Origin of the sequence: Sinorhizobium chiapasense (assembly GCF_045277575.1) — a bacterium.
GTDB lineage: Bacteria > Pseudomonadota > Alphaproteobacteria > Rhizobiales > Rhizobiaceae > Ensifer > Ensifer chiapasense_A.
Window position 1 is genome coordinate 88869 of the sequence record NZ_CP144206.1, and the last position, 23215, is coordinate 112083.

20 protein-coding genes are annotated in these 23215 nt (G+C 63.3%); 6 read left to right on the top strand and 14 right to left on the bottom strand.

Translation table 11 applies throughout. The annotated features are described in order from the left end of the window. Positions 1 to 291 precede the first annotated feature (291 nt). From QM996_RS19360 to QM996_RS19370, 3 genes are all read right to left on the bottom strand, one after another. The gene (locus tag QM996_RS19360; RefSeq protein WP_334197693.1) at positions 292 to 2124 is read right to left on the bottom strand and encodes an adenylate/guanylate cyclase domain-containing protein; all 1833 of its coding nucleotides are present in this window, start codon (positions 2122 to 2124) and stop codon (positions 292 to 294) included. 200 nt (positions 2125 to 2324) lie between these two features. Continuing rightward, complete coding sequence (locus tag QM996_RS19365) at positions 2325 to 3509, bottom strand: glycoside hydrolase family 5 protein (RefSeq protein WP_334197694.1); 1185 nt, start codon at positions 3507 to 3509, stop codon at positions 2325 to 2327. A gap of 141 nt (positions 3510 to 3650) precedes the next feature. Beyond that, positions 3651 to 4541 (bottom strand): LysR family transcriptional regulator, encoded by an 891-nt coding sequence (locus tag QM996_RS19370; RefSeq protein ID WP_334197695.1) that lies wholly within the window; start codon positions 4539 to 4541, stop codon positions 3651 to 3653. Positions 4542 to 4645: 104 nt separating this feature from the next. On the opposite strand from QM996_RS19370, the gene QM996_RS19375 reads away from it, so the two are divergent. The 3 genes from QM996_RS19375 to QM996_RS19385 all read left to right on the top strand — a co-directional run bounded on the left by QM996_RS19375 (position 4646) and on the right by QM996_RS19385 (position 7195). Then, on the top strand, positions 4646 to 5260 hold the full coding sequence (locus QM996_RS19375) for a nitroreductase family protein (protein ID WP_334197696.1): 615 nt from the start codon (positions 4646 to 4648) through the stop codon (positions 5258 to 5260). Next, positions 5257 to 6111, top strand: coding sequence for an EamA family transporter (locus QM996_RS19380; RefSeq protein ID WP_334197697.1), 855 nt, complete (start codon positions 5257 to 5259; stop codon positions 6109 to 6111). Before QM996_RS19375 ends, QM996_RS19380 begins: the two co-directional genes overlap by 4 nt. Positions 6112 to 6175: 64 nt before the next feature. Then, positions 6176 to 7195 carry a 2-dehydropantoate 2-reductase gene (locus tag QM996_RS19385; RefSeq protein WP_334197698.1) on the top strand — a complete coding sequence of 340 codons (1020 nt, stop codon included), beginning with the start codon at positions 6176 to 6178 and terminating at the stop codon, positions 7193 to 7195. Positions 7196 to 7326: 131 nt separating this feature from the next. Here the strand turns inward: QM996_RS19385 and QM996_RS19390 are convergent, their stop codons facing one another. From QM996_RS19390 to QM996_RS19405, 4 genes are all read right to left on the bottom strand, one after another. Further along, positions 7327 to 8211: an aldose 1-epimerase gene (locus QM996_RS19390; protein ID WP_334197699.1), complete on the bottom strand. Its 885-nt coding sequence runs from the start codon at positions 8209 to 8211 to the stop codon at positions 7327 to 7329. Between the two features lie 3 nt (positions 8212 to 8214). Then, the gene (gene araH, locus QM996_RS19395; protein WP_334197700.1) at positions 8215 to 9165 is read right to left on the bottom strand and encodes an L-arabinose ABC transporter permease AraH; all 951 of its coding nucleotides are present in this window, start codon (positions 9163 to 9165) and stop codon (positions 8215 to 8217) included. Further along, a complete protein-coding gene (gene araG / locus QM996_RS19400; RefSeq protein WP_334197701.1) occupies positions 9162 to 10676 on the bottom strand; it encodes an L-arabinose ABC transporter ATP-binding protein AraG in 1515 nt (504 codons plus the stop codon). The genes araH and araG overlap by 4 nt, the downstream gene beginning before the upstream one ends. Positions 10677 to 10853: 177 nt before the next feature. After that, the gene (locus tag QM996_RS19405) at positions 10854 to 11837 is read right to left on the bottom strand and encodes an arabinose ABC transporter substrate-binding protein (protein WP_334197702.1); all 984 of its coding nucleotides are present in this window, start codon (positions 11835 to 11837) and stop codon (positions 10854 to 10856) included. A gap of 193 nt (positions 11838 to 12030) precedes the next feature. On the opposite strand from QM996_RS19405, the gene QM996_RS19410 reads away from it, so the two are divergent. Genes QM996_RS19410 through QM996_RS19420 form a run of 3 tightly spaced genes read left to right on the top strand, consistent with a single transcriptional unit; the run spans position 12031 to position 14782 of the window. Beyond that, positions 12031 to 12792 (top strand): FadR/GntR family transcriptional regulator, encoded by a 762-nt coding sequence (locus tag QM996_RS19410; protein ID WP_247958784.1) that lies wholly within the window; start codon positions 12031 to 12033, stop codon positions 12790 to 12792. 53 nt (positions 12793 to 12845) lie between these two features. Further along, positions 12846 to 13994: a galactonate dehydratase gene (gene dgoD / locus QM996_RS19415; protein ID WP_334197703.1), complete on the top strand. Its 1149-nt coding sequence runs from the start codon at positions 12846 to 12848 to the stop codon at positions 13992 to 13994. Positions 13995 to 14005: 11 nt separating this feature from the next. Next, entirely contained in the window at positions 14006 to 14782 is a 777-nt protein-coding gene (locus tag QM996_RS19420; protein WP_334197704.1) for an SDR family oxidoreductase, read from the top strand. 60 nt (positions 14783 to 14842) lie between these two features. Here the strand turns inward: QM996_RS19420 and QM996_RS19425 are convergent, their stop codons facing one another. The 7 genes from QM996_RS19425 to QM996_RS19455 form a co-directional block, all read right to left on the bottom strand. Next, positions 14843 to 16912, bottom strand: a complete 2070-nt coding sequence (locus QM996_RS19425; RefSeq protein WP_334197705.1) for an ATP-dependent helicase — start codon at positions 16910 to 16912, stop codon at positions 14843 to 14845. A 311-nt stretch (positions 16913 to 17223) separates the two neighbouring features. Then, complete coding sequence (locus QM996_RS19430) at positions 17224 to 17349, bottom strand: hypothetical protein (RefSeq protein WP_334197706.1); 126 nt, start codon at positions 17347 to 17349, stop codon at positions 17224 to 17226. Positions 17350 to 17530: 181 nt separating this feature from the next. Then, positions 17531 to 18970, bottom strand: coding sequence for an NAD-dependent succinate-semialdehyde dehydrogenase (locus QM996_RS19435; protein WP_334197707.1), 1440 nt, complete (start codon positions 18968 to 18970; stop codon positions 17531 to 17533). 245 nt (positions 18971 to 19215) lie between these two features. Continuing rightward, on the bottom strand, positions 19216 to 20418 hold the full coding sequence (pcaF, locus tag QM996_RS19440; RefSeq protein WP_334197708.1) for a 3-oxoadipyl-CoA thiolase: 1203 nt from the start codon (positions 20416 to 20418) through the stop codon (positions 19216 to 19218). After that, positions 20411 to 22393, bottom strand: a complete 1983-nt coding sequence (locus QM996_RS19445; protein WP_334197709.1) for a 3-hydroxyacyl-CoA dehydrogenase NAD-binding domain-containing protein — start codon at positions 22391 to 22393, stop codon at positions 20411 to 20413. Before QM996_RS19445 ends, pcaF begins: the two co-directional genes overlap by 8 nt. 11 nt (positions 22394 to 22404) lie before the next feature. Then, a complete protein-coding gene (locus QM996_RS19450) occupies positions 22405 to 22800 on the bottom strand; it encodes a RidA family protein (RefSeq protein ID WP_334197710.1) in 396 nt (131 codons plus the stop codon). Then, on the bottom strand, positions 22778 to 23206 hold the full coding sequence (locus tag QM996_RS19455) for an acyl-CoA thioesterase (RefSeq protein WP_334197711.1): 429 nt from the start codon (positions 23204 to 23206) through the stop codon (positions 22778 to 22780). Before QM996_RS19455 ends, QM996_RS19450 begins: the two co-directional genes overlap by 23 nt. Between the last annotated feature and the right edge of the window lie 9 nt (positions 23207 to 23215).

Sequence of the window (23215 nt, forward strand, 5' to 3'; positions counted from 1 at the left end):
TGATGGACAAAAGATGGAGAAGTATGGTTAAATTTTGCTTTCCAGCCGGCGAAAAGCAGCATTTTTATCAGCGGCCATCCGAAATTCTGAAAGGGTCTGCTCGCGGCGCGCGCCGCCAATCGACGAATGCGCTTCAGGATTGTCTATCGCCTGCGATAGGACCGAAAAGGCTAAGCGCGGGCGGCGTCCATTGTCCGTCGCTGCGGACGCATACCGACAGCCGGCGCAGGCCCATTTCTCCTGAAGGCGAATGACAGCGATCTGAGCGGCTCGGCGGCATCGGCGGGCCGCTTATCCCGCTTTGTTCGGCAGCCGGTAAATTTCCGTCTGCTCCGTCCGACCGGAAAGGCAGTGTCTGCCAAGTGGTGTGAGGTCGGAGCGGTCTTCGGTCAGCAAACCGACTGTTTCACCGCTCAGGAGCACGACGATCTCTTCATTCGGCGCAACCGACTTGCCGAGCTGCTCCAGGCGATTGCACACGTTCACCGCGTCGCCGACGATCGTATAGGCGGACCGCCCGCTCATGCCGATATTGCCCGAAACGACCGGGCCGGAATGGACGCCGACGCGCACGCGGAGGGGAGACAGCCCCTGCCGACGCCGGTCCGCATTGTCCTCCGCGACCGCGAGGGTAATGGCGCGGGCCGCGCGCATGGCGCGATCGGCGTGATCCGGCTGGTCATCGGGGGCGCCCCAAAATGCCATCACGCAATCGCCGATGAACTTGTCTATCGTGCCGCCTTCATCCTCGATGCAACGGCCGAGCAAGTCGAAATGTCTGTTCAGGAGCGTGGCGACTTCGGCAGCGGTGGTCTTTTCGGCCGTGGCGGTGAAATCGACCACGTCGGTAAACATGATCGTCACCGTTCGCTGCGTCGAGACGAGATCGCCGCTTCCAAGGAGATGGCGCACCAGTTTCTTCGGCACGTAGGTCTCGAGCCAACGCAGCCCGGTCAACATCGTATTGTAGGCCCGCGCCTGCTCGTTCAACTCGGTGAACAGGCTGCCGGGCAGGGGGTGAAGAGCTGCAAAGTCGAGCATGCCGACGGCACGGACCTCATGCGCCATGCTGGCGACCGGGCGAACGATCAGGCGGCTGACGACCCAAGCAATGACGATTGCTGCGAGCAGGACCACAAGACCGGCTATGCCGGCGCGCAGCAGGTCCCATATCGGTTTTTCCAGGGATTCGATCGGTATCTCGACGCCGACGATGAGAGGGGCCGGTGCATAGCCGCTGATCTTGCGGGTAAGAATGACACGGTCGTCTTGGCCCGCCTCCACAAAGCGCGCCTCCAGTGCGGAATCGTGGAAGGTCTGAGGCTCCCCCTCCCACAGCGCGGCAAGGAACGGATCGCCAAGTTCGTTAAGCTTCGGCAGCCGGTGCGCCGCGGATAACAAAGGATGGCCCGACGCCATCAGGGGATGGGCGAGTACCTGATCGCGGCCATAAAGGACAAAAGGTGTCGTCCCGGGATTCGAGACGGCGATCTGGCGCAGGAAATCAGAAATGGCATCGACCGTGATCGTGGCCCTGAAGACGCCGGCAAACTGGTCTTCGGTGCTTGCCGGTTGCTGTCGGTTTGTGACCGATGTGCGTATCGCCGGATCAGGCACGAAATAGACCGGCCCCCATTCAGCTTTACCGCTGCGGCGCGCCTGGTCGATCTCCGTGCGCTCGTCGTCGGTCTTGATGGTGTCGGCGAAGGAAAAGATGCCCTTGGGGCCCTGGGTCACACCGAAGATTTCGCCATTTGGCCTGACGAAGGAGAGCACGCGAACCTGCGGGGTCGCCGCCAGTGCACCTGTCATTACGCGCTCAAGGGCCAACGTGTCTTTCGGATCGAGGCGTCCGGCCCCGACTTCCTTTGCGAGGAACGCCAGCTGGTCCTCAACCGGAGCGAACCGGCTGCCGATTTTCGTCTGGACGGCATCGAGGCCGAGATGGGCCGATTGGGCGAGCAATTCGCGGGTTGCACCGGCTGACATATACCAGACGACGGAGAGGATGACGGCAGCGGTCAGCGCCACTAACGCCGCCATCACGATCGCCAGCGTGCGCGACAGGGAAATGGTTCGCTTTCGTGTGTCGGCGTCGGCCGCCCCGGTCGTCTTCACAGACATGCCTCAAGTTTCAAACGGCACCACGGACGTCGCGGCGCTCGCAAGGTTAAAAGTTGTTCTAACGATTCTTGCCCTTTTTCCAAGCGGATCGGGTCCGGTTGGTTGGGCGAAGGTCGCGACGTGATGTGCATCGCAATGGAGCGCTTTGTGACGGTTCGACCACCGGTACAGCCAGATTCCAAGCGCTCCGGCAATACTGATCACGGATCATTGGCAAGGCGCCTGCTGATGGGCGCAAACTCCGGCGTCGACTTGCGCGGCGTCGTGTCGCGCCCGCTGGCTTCCATCTGCTGCCAATATTTCCAGCCCACCGCCTTCGAGCCGAGCTCGTAGTCCATGCCGTCCCAGGCATCTTCGCGGAAGCTGTAGAAGGCCCAGTGCAGATCGTCCTTGTCGAGCGCGGTCAACACGTCCTCGAGATAGGTCTTGCAGCCCGACCAGCGCCGCATGCAGCCAAATTCACCGGCAACGAGACGACTGAGCGGGATGCTCCTGTCCTTGGCCCATTGCACCGGCTTTGCCAGATAGCCGGCCATTCGCGCCTTGTCCCAGGTCTCTTCGCCTTCGCCAAAGGGCACCTTACCCGGATAGGCATAGGGCATGTCGCGCTTGATGTTGGGCGCGCTCGTCGCCGCATAGGGTTCGTACATGTGAAAGCTGTAAAGCACCTTCTGGTCCATGAGCCCCGATGGCCAGTAAGAAAACGCGTCGGCTGCCCCATACCAGCCGGCATCTGCCATGATGGGTGTTGTCGGATCGACCGCGCGGATGGCCGTGATGATGGTCTCGTAGAAGGCTCTCAGATCCGCAGCGCTGCCTTTTTTGCTGGCGTACCAGGCCCGCATCGCCTGCGGATCGGCGTGCTCGGCAAGGCCGTTGTTCTTCTCCGGCGCCGGTTCGTTGACGATGTTGTAGGCGGCGACGGCCGGATGGTCCTTCAGTTCGCGCGCCAGATCCCGCCAGAAATTTGCCGCCTGGTCCCACCAGGCCTTGTCTCGCCAAAGCCGGCCGTCGAATGTGTTGCCGTTGTTCTGGGCCCAGCGCATGCCTGGCAGTGACAGCGGTGCGATCACGACCTTGAGCCCGGCCTTGTCGGCGCGGTTGAGCGTCGCCTTCAGCGTTTCGAGATCCGCGGCCGGAATACCCGCATATTCGTCGGCGTCGCCGATCAGGTAGTCGCGTTTTGCCGGCTTCCACTTGTCGTAGGAAAGGCGCACCCACGTGGCGCCATAGCCCGCCAACGCCTTGAAATAGGGCTCGTCCGGCGGCAGCCGGTTGAAACTGTTGCCGCCATGCTGCGGCTTGTCCCAGAACGTCATCAGATCAGCCGCATCGGCCGGGCCGACAAGGATGAAAGCGAAGAGAGTGGCGGCAAGCAGGCGCATGAGGTCATCCTTCGGGCACTGGTTCGAGTGCCGGTAACCTGGCACATCGCATCGCCGATGTTCCCCAGGGAACAAGGGCAGACTTTGTCTCGATCGTCTGCCGGTCGCGTGGCGGTCTGATCGCTGCGAGCGGGCGCGTGATTACGGGCGGCTGAATGTCTCGGCGAGAAAATCGAGAAACGCCCGGATCTTCGGCGCGACGTGCTGTCGCGAGGGGTAGATGGCGTAGAGCGTCGTTTCGACCGTATCCCAGTCGGAGAGTACGCGTTGCAGTCGACCGTTCCTCAGGTCGTCTTCCACATAAGGACGGGGTATCAGGCTGATCCCGAAGCCGGCGCGCAGTGCGTCGCGAACGGCAAGGCTTGACGTCACGGAATAGCGGGCTTTCACGGTCACCTTCTCCGTTCGACTGCCCTTGCGAAACTCCCATAAGTCCGCATGGCCCGAAAGACTGAAGCGGATACAGTTGTGCGATTTCAGGTCGGCCGGATCCGTAGGTTCGCCATGCACCTCGAAATAGGAGGGTGCCGAACAGACGACATGCGGCATGACTGCGAGTTTCCTGGCGATCAGGCTTGAATCCTCCAGCTTGTCGCTGCCGCGAATGGCGAGATCGAACCCCTCTCGCACGATATCGACGCGCCTGTCGTCGAGATGCAGGTCAAGCTTGAGGTCCGGGTAGCGGGACAGGAACGCGGGGATGACGGAGGAAAGCCGCATCAGCGTCACGGTCATCGGGGCGGCGACGCGCAACGTCCCGCCCGGCGTCTGCCGGACCGGCGATAGTGCCGCGTCGGCGTCCTTCAATGCATCCAGTCCGCGCACAACATGCTCGAGATAGAGTTTGCCCTCGTCCGTCAGCGCCATGCGTCGCGTGGTCCGGTTGATGAGCCGTGCGCCGACGCTGGCTTCGAGCTCGGCTACATTCTTGCTGATCGCGGCAGGAGACAGGCCGAGCTTGCGCCCAGCCTCGGCAAAACTGCCGAGTTCGGCCACGTGACGGAAGACCTGGAGGGCGGTATAGCGATCCACGATAGTTTTCCGAGGGTGAATGATGTCTTGTAAAATGGCAATATTATCAATTGCGGGTGATTTCAATACGATCGGTCCGAATGACCTTCAATCGGACCCAAAGAATGACCCATCCCATGATTGCCCTCATCGAACAACGCGCGTCCGCCAATCGGTTCGATGCGACCCATGCGTTGGCGGACACGGAAATCGAGGAACTGGTGCACCTCGCGACCCGCGCGCCAACGGCCTACAATCTTCAGAACTGGCGGTTCATCGCCGTGCGCACGCCGGAAGGCAAAGCCAGGCTGCGTGATGTGGCGCACGGGCAATCCAAGGTCTCGGAAGCCACCGTGACCTTTATCATCTGCGGCCTGCTGCCCGATCACGCGACGCTTGCTGCCAGGCTGCGCCCCTTCGTCGAGACTGGATACATGCAAACCGAGATGGTCTCCGGTTGGCAGGAAGCCGTGCGCGCGCAATATGCCGATGCAAGGGTTGCCCGTGACGAAGCGGTGCGTTCGGCGACGCTCGGTGCCGCGACCCTGATCTACGCCGCCGAAGCGTTGGGACTGTCGTCCGGCGCGATGGGGGGATTCGATGCCGAGGGCGTGGCGCAGGAATTCAATCTGGGGCCGAATGAACTGCCGGCAATGCTTGTCGCGGTTGGCCGCGCGGCACCGGGAAACTGGCCGCAAAAACCACGCCGGCCGCTTGACGAGGTTCTTCACTTCTCATGAAAGCCGACCTTTCCGATATCACCATCACGGCAATCGCCCCCGTCATCTGGGGCAGCACCTATATCGTCGCCACCGAGTTTCTGCAGGGCTTCTCCCCGCTGACGGTCGCGCTGTTGCGCGCATTGCCAGCCGGCTTGCTCCTGCTGCTGATCGTCCGGCGACTGCCGACCGGCATCTGGTGGTTTCGCGCCTTTGCGCTCGGCGCGCTCAACATCTCGATCTTTCTGAGCATGCTGTTCGTCGCGGCCTATCGGCTTCCGGGCGGCGTCGCAGCAACCGTTGCGGCAGTCCAGCCTTTGATCGTCGTCTTCATTGCGGCGCTTCTCCTGAAGGCGCCGATCCGTCCCTTGTCGGTTGTCGCAGCCATGGTCGGCATTGTCGGCGTGGCCCTTTTGGTGCTGACACCGCAGGCCGCACTCGACGAGATCGGGATCGCAGCCGGTCTTGCCGGGGCGGTTTCCATGGCCTTCGGCAACGTCCTGGCCCGAAGGTGGAAGTCGCCGGAATCGCTGCTCACGTCCACGGCCTGGCAGCTTACGGCCGGTGGCTTGCTCCTCGTTCCCGTCGCTCTTGCCTTCGAGCCGGCGGTGCCGTTGCCGACCGTTCCCAATCTGCTTGCGCTCGCCTGGTTGAGCCTGATCGGCGCTGCGCTGACCTATGTACTCTGGTTTCGCGGCATCGGCCGGCTGGAATCGGCGGCGGTGTCGGCGCTTCTCTTCCTGAGCCCGCTGACGGCCGTCCTGCTCGGATGGCTGTTCCTGGGCCAGTCCTTGAGTGCCTTTCAGATTGTCGGCGTCCTGTCGGTCGTCGGCAGCATTTGGCTCAGTCACCGCGTTTCCGCTCGATCATGAACGACGAGTTGGAAAGCGACGATGCCGGCCTATACTCCCAGGCATACGGGGAAGGGCGGGTGTCGTGAAGATCGGAGTGTTCGGTGCCGGCGCAGTCGGTGGTTTTGTCGGCGGGTGCCTTTTGGCTGGTGGCGCGGAAGTCATTTTCGTCGGCCGGTCGGCCCGCGGTGCCGCCTGGCAGAAAGACGGATTGCGCCTGACCGATCTGGACGGACGTGACGATTTCGTCGCGCCCGAACGGGTCGTCTACTCCGAGGCGGCTTCTTGCCTGGCGGCTTGCGATCTCATCCTCCTGACGGTCAAGTCCGGGCAGACCGAGGTTGCTGCGAAAGAGCTCTGCGCAGTGCTACGCTCCGGCATTCGCGTCCTCAGCCTCCAGAATGGGGTGAGCAACACAGCGATCCTGCAGCAGCTGCTGCCATCTGCCAAAATCCTGCGCGGCATGGTTCCGTTCAACGTGACGGCACCCGACCCGGCTCATCTGCATCGTGCAACGGAAGGGAGCATTGCTGTCGAGGACGACCCGGTGACGGCCGCGGCTGCACCGCTTTTCAGGGCCGCGGGACTGGCGCTCGACCTGCGCGGCGACATGGAAGCGGTGCAATGGGCGAAGCTGCTGATGAACCTCAACAACGCAATCAACGCGCTCTCCGGCTTGCCCTTGCGTGAAGAGCTCCGGATGCGGGGCTTTCGCCTTTGCCTGGCGCTTGCCCAGCGGGAGGCGCTTTCGCTGCTGGCCGCTGAGGAACGCCTCCAGCCGGCACGCCTGACACCGCTGCCACCGGCTTGGCTGCCGCTCGTCCTGAGCCTGCCGGACGCCCTGTTCCGGATCATTGCCGGCCGCATGCTGAAGATCGATGCCACAGCGCGCTCCTCGATGGCCGACGACCTTGCCGCCGGCCGCTTTCCCGAAGTGGATTGGATCAATGGTGCAGTCGTCGCGCTTGCCGCAAGGCTCGGCCGTCGGGCGCCGGTCAACGCGCGGCTGTGCACGCTGGTCAAGGAAGCAGCCGCCTCCAGGCCGAAGGCGTGGAAGGCAGAAGCGTTGCTTGCCGACCTCAGGCAGAGCGCGCGCTCAGGATAGAAAGAGGGGGGCCTGTTTTCGCAGACAGGCGCTCGGCATCGCATACAGTCCTGCATGATGCGCCGACGGTCGGAGTGACGCACCCTTGTCGCTACTCCGGCAATCCCGCCGGTCGCAAGTCGCTGGGTCGTTCACGGCCCGAATTGATCGACCCGCAACGTGACGGTGCCTTCCAGGGCTTCTCCCGGCGCCAATCTGACGAGACCACCGCTTTCCGCCTGGTGGTAGGCGTTCGGTCGGTGGCTCATCGGCTCGAAGCAGAAGAAGTCGGCATCGATGGAGGGCGAATAGAGGACGAAGAAGCGAAAGGTCTCGTCCGCATCAAGCGAAAGCACAAGGCCGGTTTCCGGCCACTCGATGCGCATCTTGCCATCCCAGTCCTCGAAGGCATTGTTCAGCCAGCCCGGTGGCAGCGGCGCGCCGGCCGTGAAGTCCAAATCTTTCGGAACTGGCTGCATTGCCCCCGGCAGGTGGTTCTCCCGTTCCGTCCAGTAGCGGGCGGCGTGGACAAAGAGGCTTGTTCCCGGCGTGCGCGGAAAATAGGGATGGAGGCCCAGTCCGTAGGGCAGCGCCTGCGCGGCGCGGTTGGTGACGGCGAGCGAAAGGGTCAGGTTTGCACTATCGATCGTCACCGTCTGCACCGCCTCATAGGCGAAGGGCGTGACGGCGCTCGCCTGCTGCCGGTAGTGCAGCGTCAGCGAATGTCGGTCCCGGCGAAGGATCGACCAGCGCCGAAGCCAGGCATCGCCGTGCAGAACCAGCGGGTCGGACGTGTTGGGCGTCAGCGCGTAGTCGTGGCCTTCGAAGTGGAAGCGATTGTCCTCGATGCGGTTGCCGAACGGCACCAGCGGAAAGCAGGCTTCGGCACCGAAGATCTGCGAGGCAAGACCTGGAGCCGGCGTCGGCGCGAGCACCGGAGTGCCGCGCCAGCGGACGGAGAGGAGGGCGCCGCCGAGCGGGCTCACCGCGACGGTGAGTCCTTCGTCATTCTCGAGAAGGACGGTGTCTTCCGCCATTCGTTAGCCGCGCCGGCCGGCAGCGGCCGAGCGCAGGTTGTCGAGCAGCACGGCCAGCAGAAGGATCAGTCCGCGCACGACATACTGGTAGAAGGCCTGGATGTTGAGCAGGTTCATGACGTTCTCGGCGATGCCCATGATCAGAACGCCGACGATCACGCCGGTCATTGCCGCGCGGCCGCCGGCAAGCGAGACGCCGCCGAGCACGCAGGCCGAAATGACTGAAAGCTCCAGGCCTGTCGCCGCATTCGGCTGGCCCGAGGTGATGCGTGAGGCAAGGAGAACGCCGGCAACGGCGCAGACGAGACCCTGCAGCGCGAATATCCAGATGCGCATGTTGGAAACGTTGACGCCGGCAAGGCGCGAGGCTTCGGGATTGCCGCCGATCGCCAGCGTGTTCTTGCCAAAGACGGTGCGGTTGAGCACGAAGCCGAAGACGACGAAGAAGACGCCCATCACCCAGATCGGCGTGGGGATGCCGAGGAACTTCGACAGCGCAAGCTGGTAGAAGCTCGGATCGTTGATGCCGACGGCGCGACCGTCGGAGGCGATCAGCGCGAAGCCGCGCACGATCTGCATGGTGGCAAGCGTCGTGATCAGCGCGTTGATGCGGAAGTGCGCAATGATCACGCCGTTGACGAGGCCGACGATGCCGCCGCAGATCAGCGCCGCGATGAGGCCGACGAGAATCGAGCCCGAAGCGTTCGAGGCCATGACGGCGGCCATGCCGGAAAAAGCAACGGTGGAGCCGACCGAAAGATCGAAGTCACGCGAGGCGAGGCAGAACATCATCGTACAGGCGACGATGCCGATGGTGACGACCGACTGCAGGAGACCGAGCATGTTGCGCTCGGTCAGGAAGTTCGGAACCGTCAGCGCCACGACGGCGAAGGCGACGGCGAAGATGACGACGAGACCCTGTTCGCCGAGAAGGAGTTTTTTCAAGGAAGTCATGACGGCTGAACCTGCTCGGTTGGAACATCGGGAAGGGCGGCGGCGAGGATGCGGCGTTCGTCGAAATCGGCGCGCGCGATTTCGGCCGCGATCCGGCCCTGGCACATGACGAGAATGCGGTCCGTGATGCCCATCACCTCCGGCAGCTCGCTGGAGATGACGACGATCGCCATGCCCTCAGAGGCGAGCTCGTAAAGGATTTCATAGATCTCCGACTTAGCGCCGACGTCGATGCCGCGCGTCGGCTCGTCGATCACGAGCACCTTCACGCCCTGTTCGGAAAGCCAGCGGCCGAGGATGACCTTCTGCTGGTTGCCACCGGACAGGTTGATGATGTCCTGCTTGCGCGAGGGCGTGCGCACCCGAAGCTTGGTGATGAAGCGGTCGGCAAGCTCCGCTTCCTTCTTGAGATCGAGGATGCCGAAGGGCGAGAAGTGCCGGCGCGACGAGATCGCCATGTTCTCCTCGATGCTGCGCCCCTGAACGATGCCGTCGAACTTGCGGTCCTCCGGGCACAGCACCATGCCGGCGCGGATCGATTGCGGCGGGCTGTCGGCCCGCACCTTCTCATCGTCGATCACGACCGTTCCCTGGTAGCGCGTGTCCGCGCCGTAGACGAGCCGTGCCATCTCGCTGCGGCCGGCACCGATCAGGCCGAAGAAGCCGAGGATTTCGCCGCGCCGGACGGAAAAGCTCAAGGGCGCTTTCAGTTTCGGCCCGGAGATGGCTTCGACGCGCAGACGCTCGGGCCCGAGATCGCGACCCCGCCAGCCCCAGATGTCGGAGATCTCGCGCCCGACCATCTCGGCGATGATCTGGTCGCGCGTCACCTTGGAAATGTCAGGGTGGTGGGCGGCAAGCTTGCCGTCGCGTAAGACCGTCAAGCTGTCGCAGAGGCGGAAAATCTCGTCGAGGCGGTGGGATACGTAGAGGATCACGGTGCCGTTCGAACGCAGGCGCCCGATGAGCGCAAACAGGATCTCGCTTTCGCGTGAAGACAACGACGATGTCGGCTCGTCGAGCGCGATGACACGTGCATCGAGCATGACGGCCTTGGCGATCTCGACCATCTGGCGTTCGCCGATCGAGAGCGAAGCAATCTTGGCGGACGGATCGACGTCGATGCCGATTTCCGCGAGTTTCTCGCCGACGACACGGATCAACTGGCGGCGATCGATGACTCCGCCTTTGCCAGGGAAGTGGCCGAGCCATAGATTTTCGGCCACCGTCAGTTCTGGAATAAGTTGCAGCTCCTGATGGATGACGATGACACCGGCCCGAAAGGCATCGCGCACGGAGCGATAGTCTTGCGCCTCACCTTTAATACGGATCTCACCCTCGTCGGCTGCCTGGTCGCCGGACAGCAGGCGGATGAGGGTCGACTTGCCCGCCCCGTTCTCGCCCATGAGGCCGTGAACGGCGCCCTTGCGCACGGCAAACGAGACGTCCGACAGTGCCCGGACGCCGGGATAGCCTTTGGAGATGGATCGGAATTCGAGAAAGTCTTGCATGCGCGGCTCCGAAGCGGAATGCCCGGCGGACGAACCGCCGGGTCGATAGAGCGGGATGAGGAAAAGTGTGCGCGGTTTTCCGCCGGCATCCCGCTCTAAATTGCTAGAATCGATCACATTTATTGTTTTGGGTCGGTCCGAGCCAAAACAATCGTGATCCAGCGTCGCAAACCGCGATCACTCGATGCCGAGGTCCTTGCGTACGGCTTCGTAGTTGTCGCGCAACGCAAGCTGACCGGCGGTCAGTGTCAGCTTCTCCGGCTCCTTGCCATTGGCGATCCACTCATACATGTTGAGCGCGGTTTCGTAGCCGTGGCGCTTCGGCGAGATGATGACCGTGCCGAAGAAGCCGGTAGCCGTGGGCTTCTTGAACTCGTTGATCGCCGAATCTGCGCCGCCGATTCCGACGCCGATCATGCTGTCGGCGGGAATGCCGACCGTCTCGGTCGCGCGCACGGCGCCGAGCACCGCTTCGTCGTTGAGGCCGATCGCGACCCACTTCTTGATGCCGGCGTTCTTGTTCAAGACGATCGTCGAGGCATTGAGCGCGGCCTCCGTATCGGTCTTGGCCTGCGGCGCGTCGAAGATGTTGGCTTCCGGGAACCCGTTGGCCTTGAGCACCGAAAGGGCACCCTCGACACGGTCGACCGCTGTCGGGAGCTGGTCGTAGGAAACGCGGATGGCGCCGACGTCCTTCATGTCCCAGCCGCGCTTATTGACCTCGTCGACGATCGCCTGGCCGACGGCCTCGCCGATCTTCGTCGCGGATATGCCCATATGCGGAACGTCTTCGATCGGGCTGCCATCGGCGTTGACCAGCCGGTCATCGACGGTCATCAGCTTGAGTTCGTTGGCGGCGGCCTTGGCGACGATGCCGGGACCGAGCTTGACATCTGGTGTGCAGACGATGAAGCCCTGCGCGCCCTGGGCGCCGAGGTTGTCGATCGCCGACTGCACCTTCTCGCCGTCTTCGGCGCCGATCTTGACGAGGGTGAAGCCTTTTTCCTTGGCGGCGACGTCGGCGAACTTCCATTCGTCCTGGAACCACGGCTCTTCCGGCTGCTTGACGATGAAGCCGATCTTGACGTCGGCAGCAAAGGCCGAGGTAGCCGTGAGCACGGCGACGGTGCCAGCCAGAATGGCTGCCTTGATAAAGCGCATGATGTCTCTCCCTGGTGAACTGCCTCCTGCAGTGAGCATTTGTTTATGATGAATCATCATATTCGTCAATTGCCTTTGTATGATGAATGAGCTAGTGGTGTATAACGATAGCAGCGTGCTTCGGCGCGTTGTCGCATTCCGGCGTCTGCGCTATTCAGCGACGAGGAGATGCGAGGGGAGAGGAAAATTGGCGGTGGAAGAACAGCAGGACCAGAGTGCCATTGAGGAGCGCGGCCAGCGGCGGCCCCGCGTTCAAAAGAATGTGACGCGTGCCATCGCCTCGGACATCTGTGCCGATATCTTCCCGGTCGGTTCGTTCCTTCCACGCGAAAACGATCTTTGCGATCGCTATGGCGTCAGCCGGACCGTGATCCGCGAGACCCTGAAGGTGCTGGAGTCGAAGGGAATGGTGCGCGGCCGTTCCCGGGTCGGCACGATCGTCTGCAACAAGGACGAATGGAACATCCTCGATTCTCAGGTGCTCGAATGGATTGGCGAACGCATCTTCGAATTCGATCTGTTGAACTGCATTCTGGAGGCGCGCCGGGCGATCGAGCCGGCAGCGGCGGAATTTGCAGCCGAGCGCGCGACCGTGCAGGAGATCGCCGATCTCGAGCGCGCCTGGCAGGGGATGCGTGACGGCGAGCGCGATCTGATCGGTTTCACCGACGCCGATGTCGCCTTTCATACCTGCCTGCTCAAAGCCAGCCACAACCAGGTTTTTCTGCAACTGGTCGGCATCATCCAGGCAGCGCTGAAGTTCTCGCTGCATGCTTCCAACGAAGTGGCCGATCGTCGTGACGAAGCCGTCGATATTCACGGCGAGCTGGTCGAGGCGCTGCGCCTGCGCGACAAGGCGCGGGCGCGCGACTGTTCGATGCGCATGCTCGACCTTGCAGCCCGCGATCTCAAGCTTGCCGTCGAACGTCACCGGCCCGCCCCTTCGGCGCGCTGACCCCTTTCCCAGGCGGCCATCGCCGCCTCGTTGCACCCAGCGGATATCGCACCATGAAAATCACCAAGCTCACGACCTACATCGTCCCGCCGCGCTGGCTGTTTCTGAAGATCGAGACCGACGAGGGCATCGTCGGTTGGGGCGAGCCGGTCGTCGAAGGGCGTGCCCTGACCGTGGAAGCGGCGGTCAACGAACTCTCGGACTACCTAATCGGCAAGGATCCGCTGCTGATCGAAGACCATTGGCAGGTCATGTATCGCGGCGGCTTCTATCGCGGCGGCGCGGTCCATATGTCCGCACTTGCCGGCATCGACCAGGCGCTCTGGGACATCAAGGGCAAGGCCTATGGCCAGCCGATCCATGCGCTGCTCGGCGGCCAGGTGCGCGACCGCATCAAGGTCTATTCCTGGATCGGCGGCGACCGTCCGTCCGACGTCGCCAACAATGCCCGCGACGTCGTCGCCCGCGGCTTCAAGGCGATCAAGCTCAATGGCTGCGAGGAGATGCAGATCGTCGACACTTGGGAGAAGGTCGAAAAGGCGGTCGAAACCATCGCGACGATCCGCGAGGCGATCGGCCCGCATATCGGCATCGGCGTCGATTTCCACGGTCGCGTGCACCGACCGATGGCCAAGGTTCTGGCGAAGGAACTGCAGCCCTTCAACCTGATGTTCATCGAGGAGCCGGTGCTTTCGGAAAATCGCGAGGCCTTGAAGGAAATCGCCAACCATTGCTCGACCCCGATCGCGCTCGGCGAGAGGCTTTATTCGCGCTGGGACTTCAAGTCGGTGCTGTCAGACGGCTATGTCGACATCCTGCAGCCCGACCTTTCGCATGCCGGAGGGATCACCGAGTGCCGCAAGATCGCGGCGATGGCGGAAGCCTATGACGTGGCGCTGGCGCCGCATTGCCCGCTCGGACCGATCGCGCTGGCCGCCTGCCTTCAGGTCGACGCCGTCAGCTACAACGCCTTCATCCAGGAACAGAGCCTCGGCATCCACTACAACGAGGCCAACGATATCCTCGACTACATCTCGAACAAGGAAGTGTTCCACTACGCGGATGGTTTCGTGTCGATCCCGCAAGGCCCCGGTCTCGGCATCGAGGTGGACGAACAATATGTCATCGAACGGGCGAAGGAAGGCCATCGCTGGCGCAACCCGATCTGGCGTCATGCTGACGGCAGCGTCGCCGAGTGGTGAGGAGCGCGGACATGGCAGGCCGTCTTGAAGGCAAGCGCGTCGTCATCACAGGTGCCGCACAGGGCATCGGCCTCGCCATCGCCGAGACCTTCCTTGCGGAAGGGGCGGATCTGTTTCTGATCGACCGCGACGGCGGTCTGCTGGCGACCGAGGCTGAACGACTCCGTGCGACGGGCGGAAAGGTCGGCTACACCGCGGCCGATATCACCGATGCGGATGCCATCGAGCAGGCGATTGCCGCCGCGGCCCGTGCGATCGGCCAGCCGAATGCACTCGTCAACAATGCCGGCGTCAACGTGTTCTTCGAGCCGCTGAAGCTCTCCGATGCCGATTGGCAGCGTTGCTTCGACATCAACCTCAAGGGCGCGTGGAACTGCAGCAAGGCCGTGCTGCCGGGCATGATCGCGGCCGGCGGCGGCGTCATCCTCAACATCGCCTCCACCCACGCCTTCACCATCATTCCGCACACCTTTCCCTATCCGGTCGCCAAGCATGCGCTTCTCGGCATGACCAGGGCGCTGGGGCTGGAATATGCCGGCCAGGGCGTGCGGGTGAATGCACTGGCGCCGGGATATGTCAGGACTCAGAAGGTCGTGGATTACTGGAACAGCTTTCCGGACCCGGTCGCGGCGGAGGCGGAAACGATGAAGCTCCATCCCGGTGGACGCATTGCCACGCCGGAGGAGATCGCCAAGGCGGCGCTCTTCATGATTTCGGACGAGTGCCCGTTCATGAACGCCACCTGCCTCACGGTCGATGGCGGAACGAGCGTACTGCACCATCCGTGAGACGCGGGAACATACTGAAATACGCGCCGTTTCCCGCGGATCGCGGTCGCGAGCCCGTCCTCACTTCCACATGGAGCGCATCCGGGCTCCGACGTCGATGCGGATCTGCTTGGCGCTGCGTTCGCCGGCGGCGGCCGAGATCTTCGGCCAGTTCGTCGTTTCGAAGAACTGCAGCAGCGTGGCTGGAATGAAGCGGGTCCGCGACGCGTAGACATGCCGGTCGCCCTGGCTGTTCTGGCCATAGGTGAAAAACCTCTGCGGCGTCACCAGCGCGAGGTGGTCGCGCGCCCGCGTCATGCCGACATAAAGCAGCCGCCGCTCCTCTTCGAGTTCGGCTGTCGTGCCGACGCCCAAGTCGGATGGAATGCAGCCGTCGACGACATTGAGCATGAAGACCGAGCGCCATTCCTGCCCCTTGGCCGAATGAATGGTCGAAAGGATCAGATAGTCCTCGTCGAGCAGGGGCACGCCCGCCTGGTCGCTGGTGGCGTCCGGCGGGTCGAGCGTCAATTCGGTCAGGAATCGCTCGCGGTTCTGGTAACCGCCGGCAATCTGCTCGAGTTGCAGGAGATCGGCCTTGCGCGTTTCTGCGTCTTCGTGGATGCGGTCGAGGTGGGGTTCGTACCAGGTCCGTGCCGTGGCGATTTCCCCCGGCCATGCCGTGTCGGCTTTGCGGAGGGCGGAGACGAGATCGACGAAGCTCGCCCAATCCTCGCCGGTCTTCGGTGGCGCCGGGATTTCCGCGAGCGCTGCGAGCGGCTCCGGATCGGCGGCGATCGCGTCGAGGATCTTGCCCGCGGTCTGTGGGCCGATCCCGGGCAGCATCTGCAACAGCCGGAAGCCGGCGACCCGGTCCCGCGGGTTCTGCGCGAACCGCAAGGTTGCCAGCAGATCCTTGACATGGGCGCTGTCGAGGAACTTGAGGCCGCCGAACTTCACGAAGGGAATGTTGCGACGAGTGAGCTCGACTTCGAGCGTGCCGCTGTGGTTGGCGGAACGAAACAGCACTGCCTGCTGCTTCAGGGCCATGCCGACCTCACCGTTGGCGAGAACCTGCTCGACGATATAGGCGGCCTGATCCGCCTCGTCCTTGACGGTGACAAGCAGCGGGCGCTGCTCCGACTGCCGGTCCGTCCAGAGGTTCTTGGTGAACCGCTCGCGCGCAAGCCCGATGACGCCATTGGCGGCCGCAAGAATCGGCTGGGTCGAGCGATAATTGCGATCGAGCATGATGACGTCAGCCGGCTGCGGCGAAAACGCACTCGGGAAATCGAGGATGTTGCGGACCGTCGCAGCCCGGAAGGAATAGATCGACTGCGCGTCGTCGCCGACTACCGTCAGGCCGTGGCCTTCGGGCTTGAGCGACAGCAGGATCGAGGCCTGAAGGCGGTTCGTATCCTGATACTCATCGACCAGGATATGATCGAAACGGCTGCTGATGTCCTGCGCCAGTTCCGCATCGGAAACCATCTGGGCCCAGTAGAGAAGTAGATCGTCGTAGTCGAGCACGTTCTGCGCTTGCTTCGCCTCAACATAGCCGGCAAACAGTTCCTTCAGTTGCTGTTCCCAGGTTACGGCCCAGGGAAAGGCCGTCTTCAACACGTCGATGATCGAGCTTTCCGAATTCACGACGCGCGAATAGATCGCAAGGCACGTGCCCTTCGTCGGGAAACGGCTTTCCATCTTGGAGAAGCCGAGCTCGTGGCGAACGAGGTTCATGAGATCGGCGCTGTCTTCGCGATCATGGATGGTGAAATCCGGGCCGAGGCCGATCTGTTCGGCATAGATCCTGAGGATCCGCGCACCAATCCCGTGGAACGTGCCGGCCCAGGAAAGCGCATCGGTCATGACGGCGGCATTGTCGCCGAGCACCTGGCGACAAATGCGCCCGACCCGGCGCGTCATTTCCGCGGCGGCACGGCGGGAAAAGGTCATCAGCAGGATGCGGCGCGGGTCCGCGCCATTGACGATCAGATGTCCCACCCGGTGGGCGAGCGTATTCGTCTTGCCCGAACCGGCACCGGCGATGATCAGCAGAGGGCCGCCGACCTCGCCTTGCGGCAATCCCACACCATGCACCACCGCCTCGCGCTGGCGGTCGTTCAGTTTTTCGAGATAGGCGGCGCTCATTCGTGTCCAGGCGTTGTCAGAAAGATTGTAAATATTCCTCGTGCCGTTTCATCCCTTTGAAAGACTTCACGGATTCCGCTTCGTAGCCGCAAACTCGCCGCGCGAAGCAGATGGCTCGGAACAAAAATGGAACGTATCAGCTTCGTTCGCCGCTGCAAACCCGGCGAGCCGGGCTTTCACCAGGTTGCGATGCAGGAGCAGAGCCGTGGACGGTGGGAATTTCGTTCTCAACAACGAGACCCGGGATTGTTGGTCTCGGCGTTCGGAACGTTCTGCCCTTCGGTGCGCCGAACAAGCCTATCAATTGCCGCTCAGATCGCCCGGGTCACGACCTGTGCCGCGACCGATACCAAAAGGGCTGCCAAAGCGAAGGCCGTGCCAAACCGTGCGATCTTCATGCGGCGCCCGCGCGCGCCATCCCAATCATAGCCCATCATTGCTCTCCCCTCGGCATCATGCCTGTCAGGATGGTGGCTGGATTTGGTAACGAGGGCGTAAACTTATTGTCGCTACTTCTGCGGGGCGAGCACGTGGGCCCTATGCGAGGCGCTGGGTGGCTGTGGAACGTGCCTCCCGTCCGCGCAATCAGGCATGAACGGGAGGCCGCGATTGCGACCATCACACGCTCTTGCGTGTGACGAAGCGGGTTTCCAGATAGGCTTCGATCGCCTCGGAGCCGCCTTCGGTGCCGTAGCCGGAATCCTTGATGCCGCCGAAGGGCACCTCGGGCAGCGCCAGGCCGAGATGGTTGATGGAGATCATTCCGCTCTCGACTTCGTTGGCGAGGCGATGGGCGCTTCGCTCGGAGCCGGTGAAGGCATAAGCCGCAAGCCCGAACGGCAGGCGGTTGGCCTCGTTGATCGCCTCATCCAGTTCGTTGAAGCGGTTGATGATCGAGACGGGACCGAAGGGTTCATCGTTCATGATGCGGGCGCTGAGCGGCACGTCGGCAAGCACCGTCGGCTCGAAGAAATAGCCGCGATTGCCGATGCGATGGCCGCCGGTTGCCAATCGTGCGCCATGCGCCACGGCGTCGGCGACCAGGTTTTCGATCGCCGGGATGCGTCGCTCATTGGCCAGCGGCCCCATGTCGATGCCGGTTTCCAGGCCGTTGCCGACCTTGATCTTCCGCGATGCCGTGACGAAACCTTCAAGGAACTGGTCCGCCACCCGTTCCTGCACCATGAAGCGGGTCGGCGACACGCAGACCTGCCCGGCGTTACGATACTTGCTGCCGGACATGATCGCGACGGCCTGATCGATGTCGGCGTCGTCGGTGACGATGACCGGGGCGTGGCCGCCGAGTTCCATCGTCGCGCGCTTCATGTGCTGGCCGGCAAGTGCCGCCAGCATCTTGCCGACTGGGGTCGAGCCTGTGAACGACATTTTGCGGATCACCGGGTGCGAGATCAGATACTCCGAAATCACCGCCGGCACCCCATAGACGAGATTGACCACACCCGCGGGAATGCCTGCATCGACGAAGCACCGGATCAGTTCGGCGGGCGAAGCCGGCGTCTCCTCCGGTGCCTTGACGATGATCGAGCAGCCGGTCGTCAGCGCCGCCGAGAGCTTGCGCACCACCTGGTTGATCGGGAAATTCCACGGCGTGAAAGCCGCGACCGGGCCGACCGGCAACTTGACGGTCATCTGGGTGATGTTTGGAGCGCGCGGTGGAATGATCTGGCCATAGGCCCGCTTTCCTTCCTCGGCAAACCATTCGATGATCTCGGCAGCGCTGAGAATTTCGCCCTTGGACTGGGCAATCGGCTTGCCCTGTTCCCGCGTCATCAGCCAGGCGATCTCGCCGGCGCGCTCGCGAAGGAGGCCTGCCGCCGTCCGCATGACCTTTGCCCGATCGAAGGCCGAGGTTGCGCGCCAGGTCTGGAAGCCTTTTTGGGCGGCGTTCAGAGCTTCATCCAGATCCGCCACTTCCGCCCAAGCCACCTGGCCGATCGTTTCCTCAGTGGCCGGGTCGATGACGGGAATGGTTTTGCCTGCTCGAGCCGGCCGCCAGGTGCCGTCGATATGAAGGAGGATGTCCGGATACTGGGTCATGGGGGAACCTTTGGAGATAGACGTCGGTTGCTTCAAGCGCAGGACGCGTCGCTGAGAAAATTGAGAAGGAGCGATGCGGATCAGTTGGGCGCTTCCGCCGACAATATCAAGACATCAAGACGCGATTTGTCAGGGGCTCGCGCGCCGGCCGGATGTCCGATGCGGTCAGCCCTTCGGACGATCGAGGATCAGGCCGCCCGGCGGTCGGGTCGGCCGTTGGACATGGATGTTCCGGGAAGCCGGCGTCACGGCCGCGCCAGCAGCATCGAGATGCCCTGTCCGACGCCGATGCACATGGTGGCGATCGCACGCTTCGCATCTTGCGCCTCGAGCTCCAATGCCGCCGTCAGCGCCAGGCGCGCGCCTGACATGCCAAGCGGATGACCGAGCGCGATGGCGCCGCCGTTCGGATTGACGTGGGGCGCATCGTCGGCAAGCCCGAGTTGACGCATGCAAGCGAGAGCCTGCGCCGCGAAGGCCTCGTTCAGTTCGACGATATCGATGTCGCCGATGCCAAGGCCAAAGCGCTCCAGGAGCTTGCGTGTGGAAAAGACCGGGCCGATGCCCATAATGCGCGGCGCAACACCCGCCGTCGCCATGCCGTCGATCCGGGCAAGGGGCTGCAGACCGTAGCGCTCGACAGCGCGGCCCGAGGCCACAATAAGGGCCGCGGCCCCGTCGTTGACGCCGGAAGCGTTGCCGGCGGTCACCGAGCCGTTGGCGCGGAACGGCGTCGGCAGGCTGGCGAGCTTTTCGATCGTCGTCTCGCGCGGATGCTCGTCCTCATCGACGCGGGTTGTCTCGCCCTTGCGTCCCTTAATCGCATACGGGGCGATTTCGCGGGCAAAACGACCGCTCTTCTGCGCGGCCGCGGCGCGGGCCTGGCTGCGCAGCGCAAAGCCATCCTGGTCTTCGCGTGAGATGGAAAACTCGGCGGCGACGTTCTCAGCCGTCTCCGGCATGGAGTCGATGCCGTAGAGGTCCTTCATGACGGGATTGACGAAGCGCCAGCCGATGGTCGTGTCGTGGATCTCGGTGCTGCGCTGGAACGGGCCTTCGGCCTTCGGCATGACGAAGGGCGCGCGCGACATGCTCTCGACGCCGCCGGCGACAACGATCTCCGCCTCGCCAAGCCGGATCGCGCGGGCGGCATAACCGACGGCATCCAGCCCGGAGCCGCAGAGCCTGTTGATCGTCGTTCCGGCAACCGTATCCGGCAACCCGGCGAGCAAGGAGGCCATGCGCGCGACGTTGCGGTTGTCTTCGCCCGCCTGGTTGGCACAACCGAGCACGACCTCGTCGACCGCTTCGGCCGGCACGGACGCAACACGCGCCAGCGTCTCGCGGATCACGTGGGCCGCAAGATCGTCCGGGCGCGCGCTCGCGAGCGCGCCGCCATAACGGCCGATGGGCGTGCGGACGCCGCCGACGATATAGGCTTCACCCATGGGATTTGTCCTTGCTTTGCTCTGCGGCGAACATCGGCCCGCCCTTGTGCGCGGGAAAACCGTAGCCGTTGATCAGCACCAGATCGATGTCGCCGGGACGCGCGGCAATGCCTTCTGCCAGCAAGGCCGTTCCCTCGTCGGCCATCGCCTTCAAAAGCCGGCTCATGATCTCGTCCGCGGTGAAATCGCGTGGCGTGATGTTCTTCACCGCTCGCGCCGCTTCGATCACCGCCGTAACCTCGGGATCGATGGTGCGCTCGCCATTGGGATAGGCGTACCAGCCGCGCCCGCTCTTGCGGCCAAGACGTCCCGCCTCGCAGAGCCTATCAGCGATCTCGACATAACGCGCGGCGGGGTTGCGTGTCGCCGCCTGGCGCTTGCGGCGCGCCCAGGCGATCTCCAGCCCGGCCATGTCGTTGACAGCGAAGATCCCCATCGGAAAACCATAGGCCTCGAGCGCGGCATCGATCTCCTGCGGCAGCGCCCCATCTTCCAGCATGAACTCCGCCTCGCGGCGATAGGCGGAGAAGATGCGGTTGCCGATGAAACCTTCGGTCACACCGCAAACGATCGGCAGCTTGCCGAGGCGTTTGACGAAGGCAAGGGCCGTCGCCAGCACGTCGGGCGCTGTCCTGGCGCAATCGACGACTTCGACGAGCCGCATGACGTTGGCGGGCGAGAAAAAGTGCAGGCCGACAACGCGCGAGGGATCGACTGTTGCCGCGGCAATCGCATCAGGGTCGAGGTAGCTTGTGTTGGTTGCGAGAATCGCGCTAGGGGCGACGATGCCGTCAAGCCTCTGAAACAGTTCCGTCTTGACCTTGATATCGTCGAACACCGCTTCGATGACGAGGTCGGCATTCCCGAGGTCTCTCGCTTCTGTGGTTGTCTGCAGCCGCGCGAGGCAGGCGTCGCGGCCAACCGCAGTCAGCCGTCCGGAGCGCACGGTCCTGTCGAGGGTCTCGGAAATGCGTGCCCGCCCGCTGGCGGCGGCTTCTTCCGTCTGCTCGAGTGCCACTACGCGATAGCCGGAGATCAGGGCGGAGACCGCAATGCCAGATCCCATCAGCCCCGTGCCAACCACGCCGACAGTCTCGATCGGCCTGGGCGATACCGTGTCGAGTCCCTCGACCTTGCCGGCGGCGCGCTCGGCAAAGAACACGTGCCGGAGCGCCGCGGACTCTGCTGAATCACGCAAACGCAGGAAGCTTGCCCGTTCCTCATTTAGCCCTTGTTTCAGGTCGTGTTCGCCGGCTGCCTTGACGAGGCGAACCGCCTCGGCGGGAGCGGCTTGGCCCCGGGCTTTTGCCAGGACCTTTGCTTGCGCTGCGCTGATCGCGGCGGCGTCCGCCGAGGGAACGGCGATCATGCCGGTCCGACGGAGCGGCTTGCCGACATGTTCCTGCACAAAAGCGAGTGCAGCATCTACCGGATCGGCGGCAATGCTGTCGGCAAGGCCAAGCATCACAGCTTCGGCTCCCTTGACGGCCCGTCCGGTACCAATGAGATCGATCGCCGCGATCATGCCGATCAGACGCGGCAGGCGTTGCGTGCCGCCGGCGCCCGGGACAAGGCCGAGTTTGACTTCGGGCAGACCGAACGATGCCTTGCCGCCGGCAACGCGGCCATGGCAGGCGAGCGCCACCTCGCAGCCGCCGCCAAGGGCCGCACCATTGACGGCCGAGACGACCGGCTTGTGGAATGTCTCGATACGCTCGATCACCTCCGGAATCGTCGGCTCGATCGGTGGTTTGCCGAACTCCCTGATATCGGCGCCACCGATGAAGGTGTTGCCGGCGCCCGTGATCACGACGCCTGCGACCGCTGGAAGATTGGCCGCATGATCGAGCGCCGCCACCAGGCCGGAGCGGACATGGGCGGACAGCGCATTGACGGGCGGGTTATCGATCGTGACGACGAGGACACCCTCTTCAAGGCGGGCGGAAACGCTCTCTGAAAATCGGATCTCGGCCATGTCGGCAAGCCTCAATCAGGAACGACGGCGGTGGCCTGGATCTCGATCTTGGCGCGGTCTTCGACGAGCGCGACCACCTGCATCGCGGCCATGGCCGGGAAATGCCGGCCGATGATCTCGCGATAGACCTGGCCGATGCCGCGAAGGTTGCCGACATATTCCTGCTTGTCGGTGAAGTACCAGGTCATCGTGGTGATGTGATGCGGCTCGGCGCCGCCGGCGGCGAGCACCGCGACGACGTTCTTCAGCGTTTGGCGCACCTGCTCGACGAAATCGTCGGTCTCGAAGTGGGATTGCGCATTCCAGCCAATCTGGCCGCCGACGAAAACGGTGCGGCCCGTTGCAGCCACGCCGTTGGCATAGCCGATGGGCTTTGCCCAGCCTTCAGGTTGCAGGATGGTGTGCATCGGTCGTCTCCAGATGTTGTGTCAGCGCAGCGCGGATGTCGTCCGGCCATGCAAAAGAAGCGTGATTGTCGAGCGAGGTGGCAACGACCCGCTGTTTCGCCGTCCAAAGCACGGTGTCTCTCGCCGAGACCCTATGCTCCATATCGAGCGACGACCGGCCGATAGCGCGGACCGCCAGCGCAAAATCGAGCTCGTCGCCCTGGAAGCCGGGGCGAGCGAAAGTAAGATCGAGGCGCACCGTCGGCACGCCGATCCGTCGCTCGTCATTCATCGCCTTCCAGGGAAAGCCGAGCGACGCGAAGAAGTCCTCCGTCACCCCGACAAGGATGTTGAGGTAAGAGGGGAAATAGGCGATCCCTGAAGGATCGCAGTCTCCGAAACGCAGCGGTCTCTTGGTCCTGAACATGGATCCGAC

Coding starts and splice junctions, on each gene's coding strand:
- dgoD (WP_334197703.1), top strand. CDS start 12,846: ATGAAAATCACCAAGCTCACGACCTACATCGTCCCGCCGCGCTGGCTG.
- pcaF (WP_334197708.1), bottom strand. CDS start 20,418: ATGGGTGAAGCCTATATCGTCGGCGGCGTCCGCACGCCCATCGGCCGT.
- QM996_RS19390 (WP_334197699.1), bottom strand. CDS start 8,211: ATGGCGGAAGACACCGTCCTTCTCGAGAATGACGAAGGACTCACCGTC.
- QM996_RS19360 (WP_334197693.1), bottom strand. CDS start 2,124: ATGTCTGTGAAGACGACCGGGGCGGCCGACGCCGACACACGAAAGCGA.
- araH (WP_334197700.1), bottom strand. CDS start 9,165: ATGACTTCCTTGAAAAAACTCCTTCTCGGCGAACAGGGTCTCGTCGTC.
- QM996_RS19435 (WP_334197707.1), bottom strand. CDS start 18,970: ATGACCCAGTATCCGGACATCCTCCTTCATATCGACGGCACCTGGCGG.
- QM996_RS19380 (WP_334197697.1), top strand. CDS start 5,257: ATGAAAGCCGACCTTTCCGATATCACCATCACGGCAATCGCCCCCGTC.
- QM996_RS19405 (WP_334197702.1), bottom strand. CDS start 11,837: ATGCGCTTTATCAAGGCAGCCATTCTGGCTGGCACCGTCGCCGTGCTC.
- QM996_RS19450 (WP_334197710.1), bottom strand. CDS start 22,800: ATGCACACCATCCTGCAACCTGAAGGCTGGGCAAAGCCCATCGGCTAT.
- QM996_RS19430 (WP_334197706.1), bottom strand. CDS start 17,349: ATGATGGGCTATGATTGGGATGGCGCGCGCGGGCGCCGCATGAAGATC.
- QM996_RS19365 (WP_334197694.1), bottom strand. CDS start 3,509: ATGCGCCTGCTTGCCGCCACTCTCTTCGCTTTCATCCTTGTCGGCCCG.
- QM996_RS19445 (WP_334197709.1), bottom strand. CDS start 22,393: ATGGCCGAGATCCGATTTTCAGAGAGCGTTTCCGCCCGCCTTGAAGAG.
- QM996_RS19420 (WP_334197704.1), top strand. CDS start 14,006: ATGGCAGGCCGTCTTGAAGGCAAGCGCGTCGTCATCACAGGTGCCGCA.
- araG (WP_334197701.1), bottom strand. CDS start 10,676: ATGCAAGACTTTCTCGAATTCCGATCCATCTCCAAAGGCTATCCCGGC.
- QM996_RS19455 (WP_334197711.1), bottom strand. CDS start 23,206: ATGTTCAGGACCAAGAGACCGCTGCGTTTCGGAGACTGCGATCCTTCA.
- QM996_RS19425 (WP_334197705.1), bottom strand. CDS start 16,912: ATGAGCGCCGCCTATCTCGAAAAACTGAACGACCGCCAGCGCGAGGCG.
- QM996_RS19375 (WP_334197696.1), top strand. CDS start 4,646: ATGACCCATCCCATGATTGCCCTCATCGAACAACGCGCGTCCGCCAAT.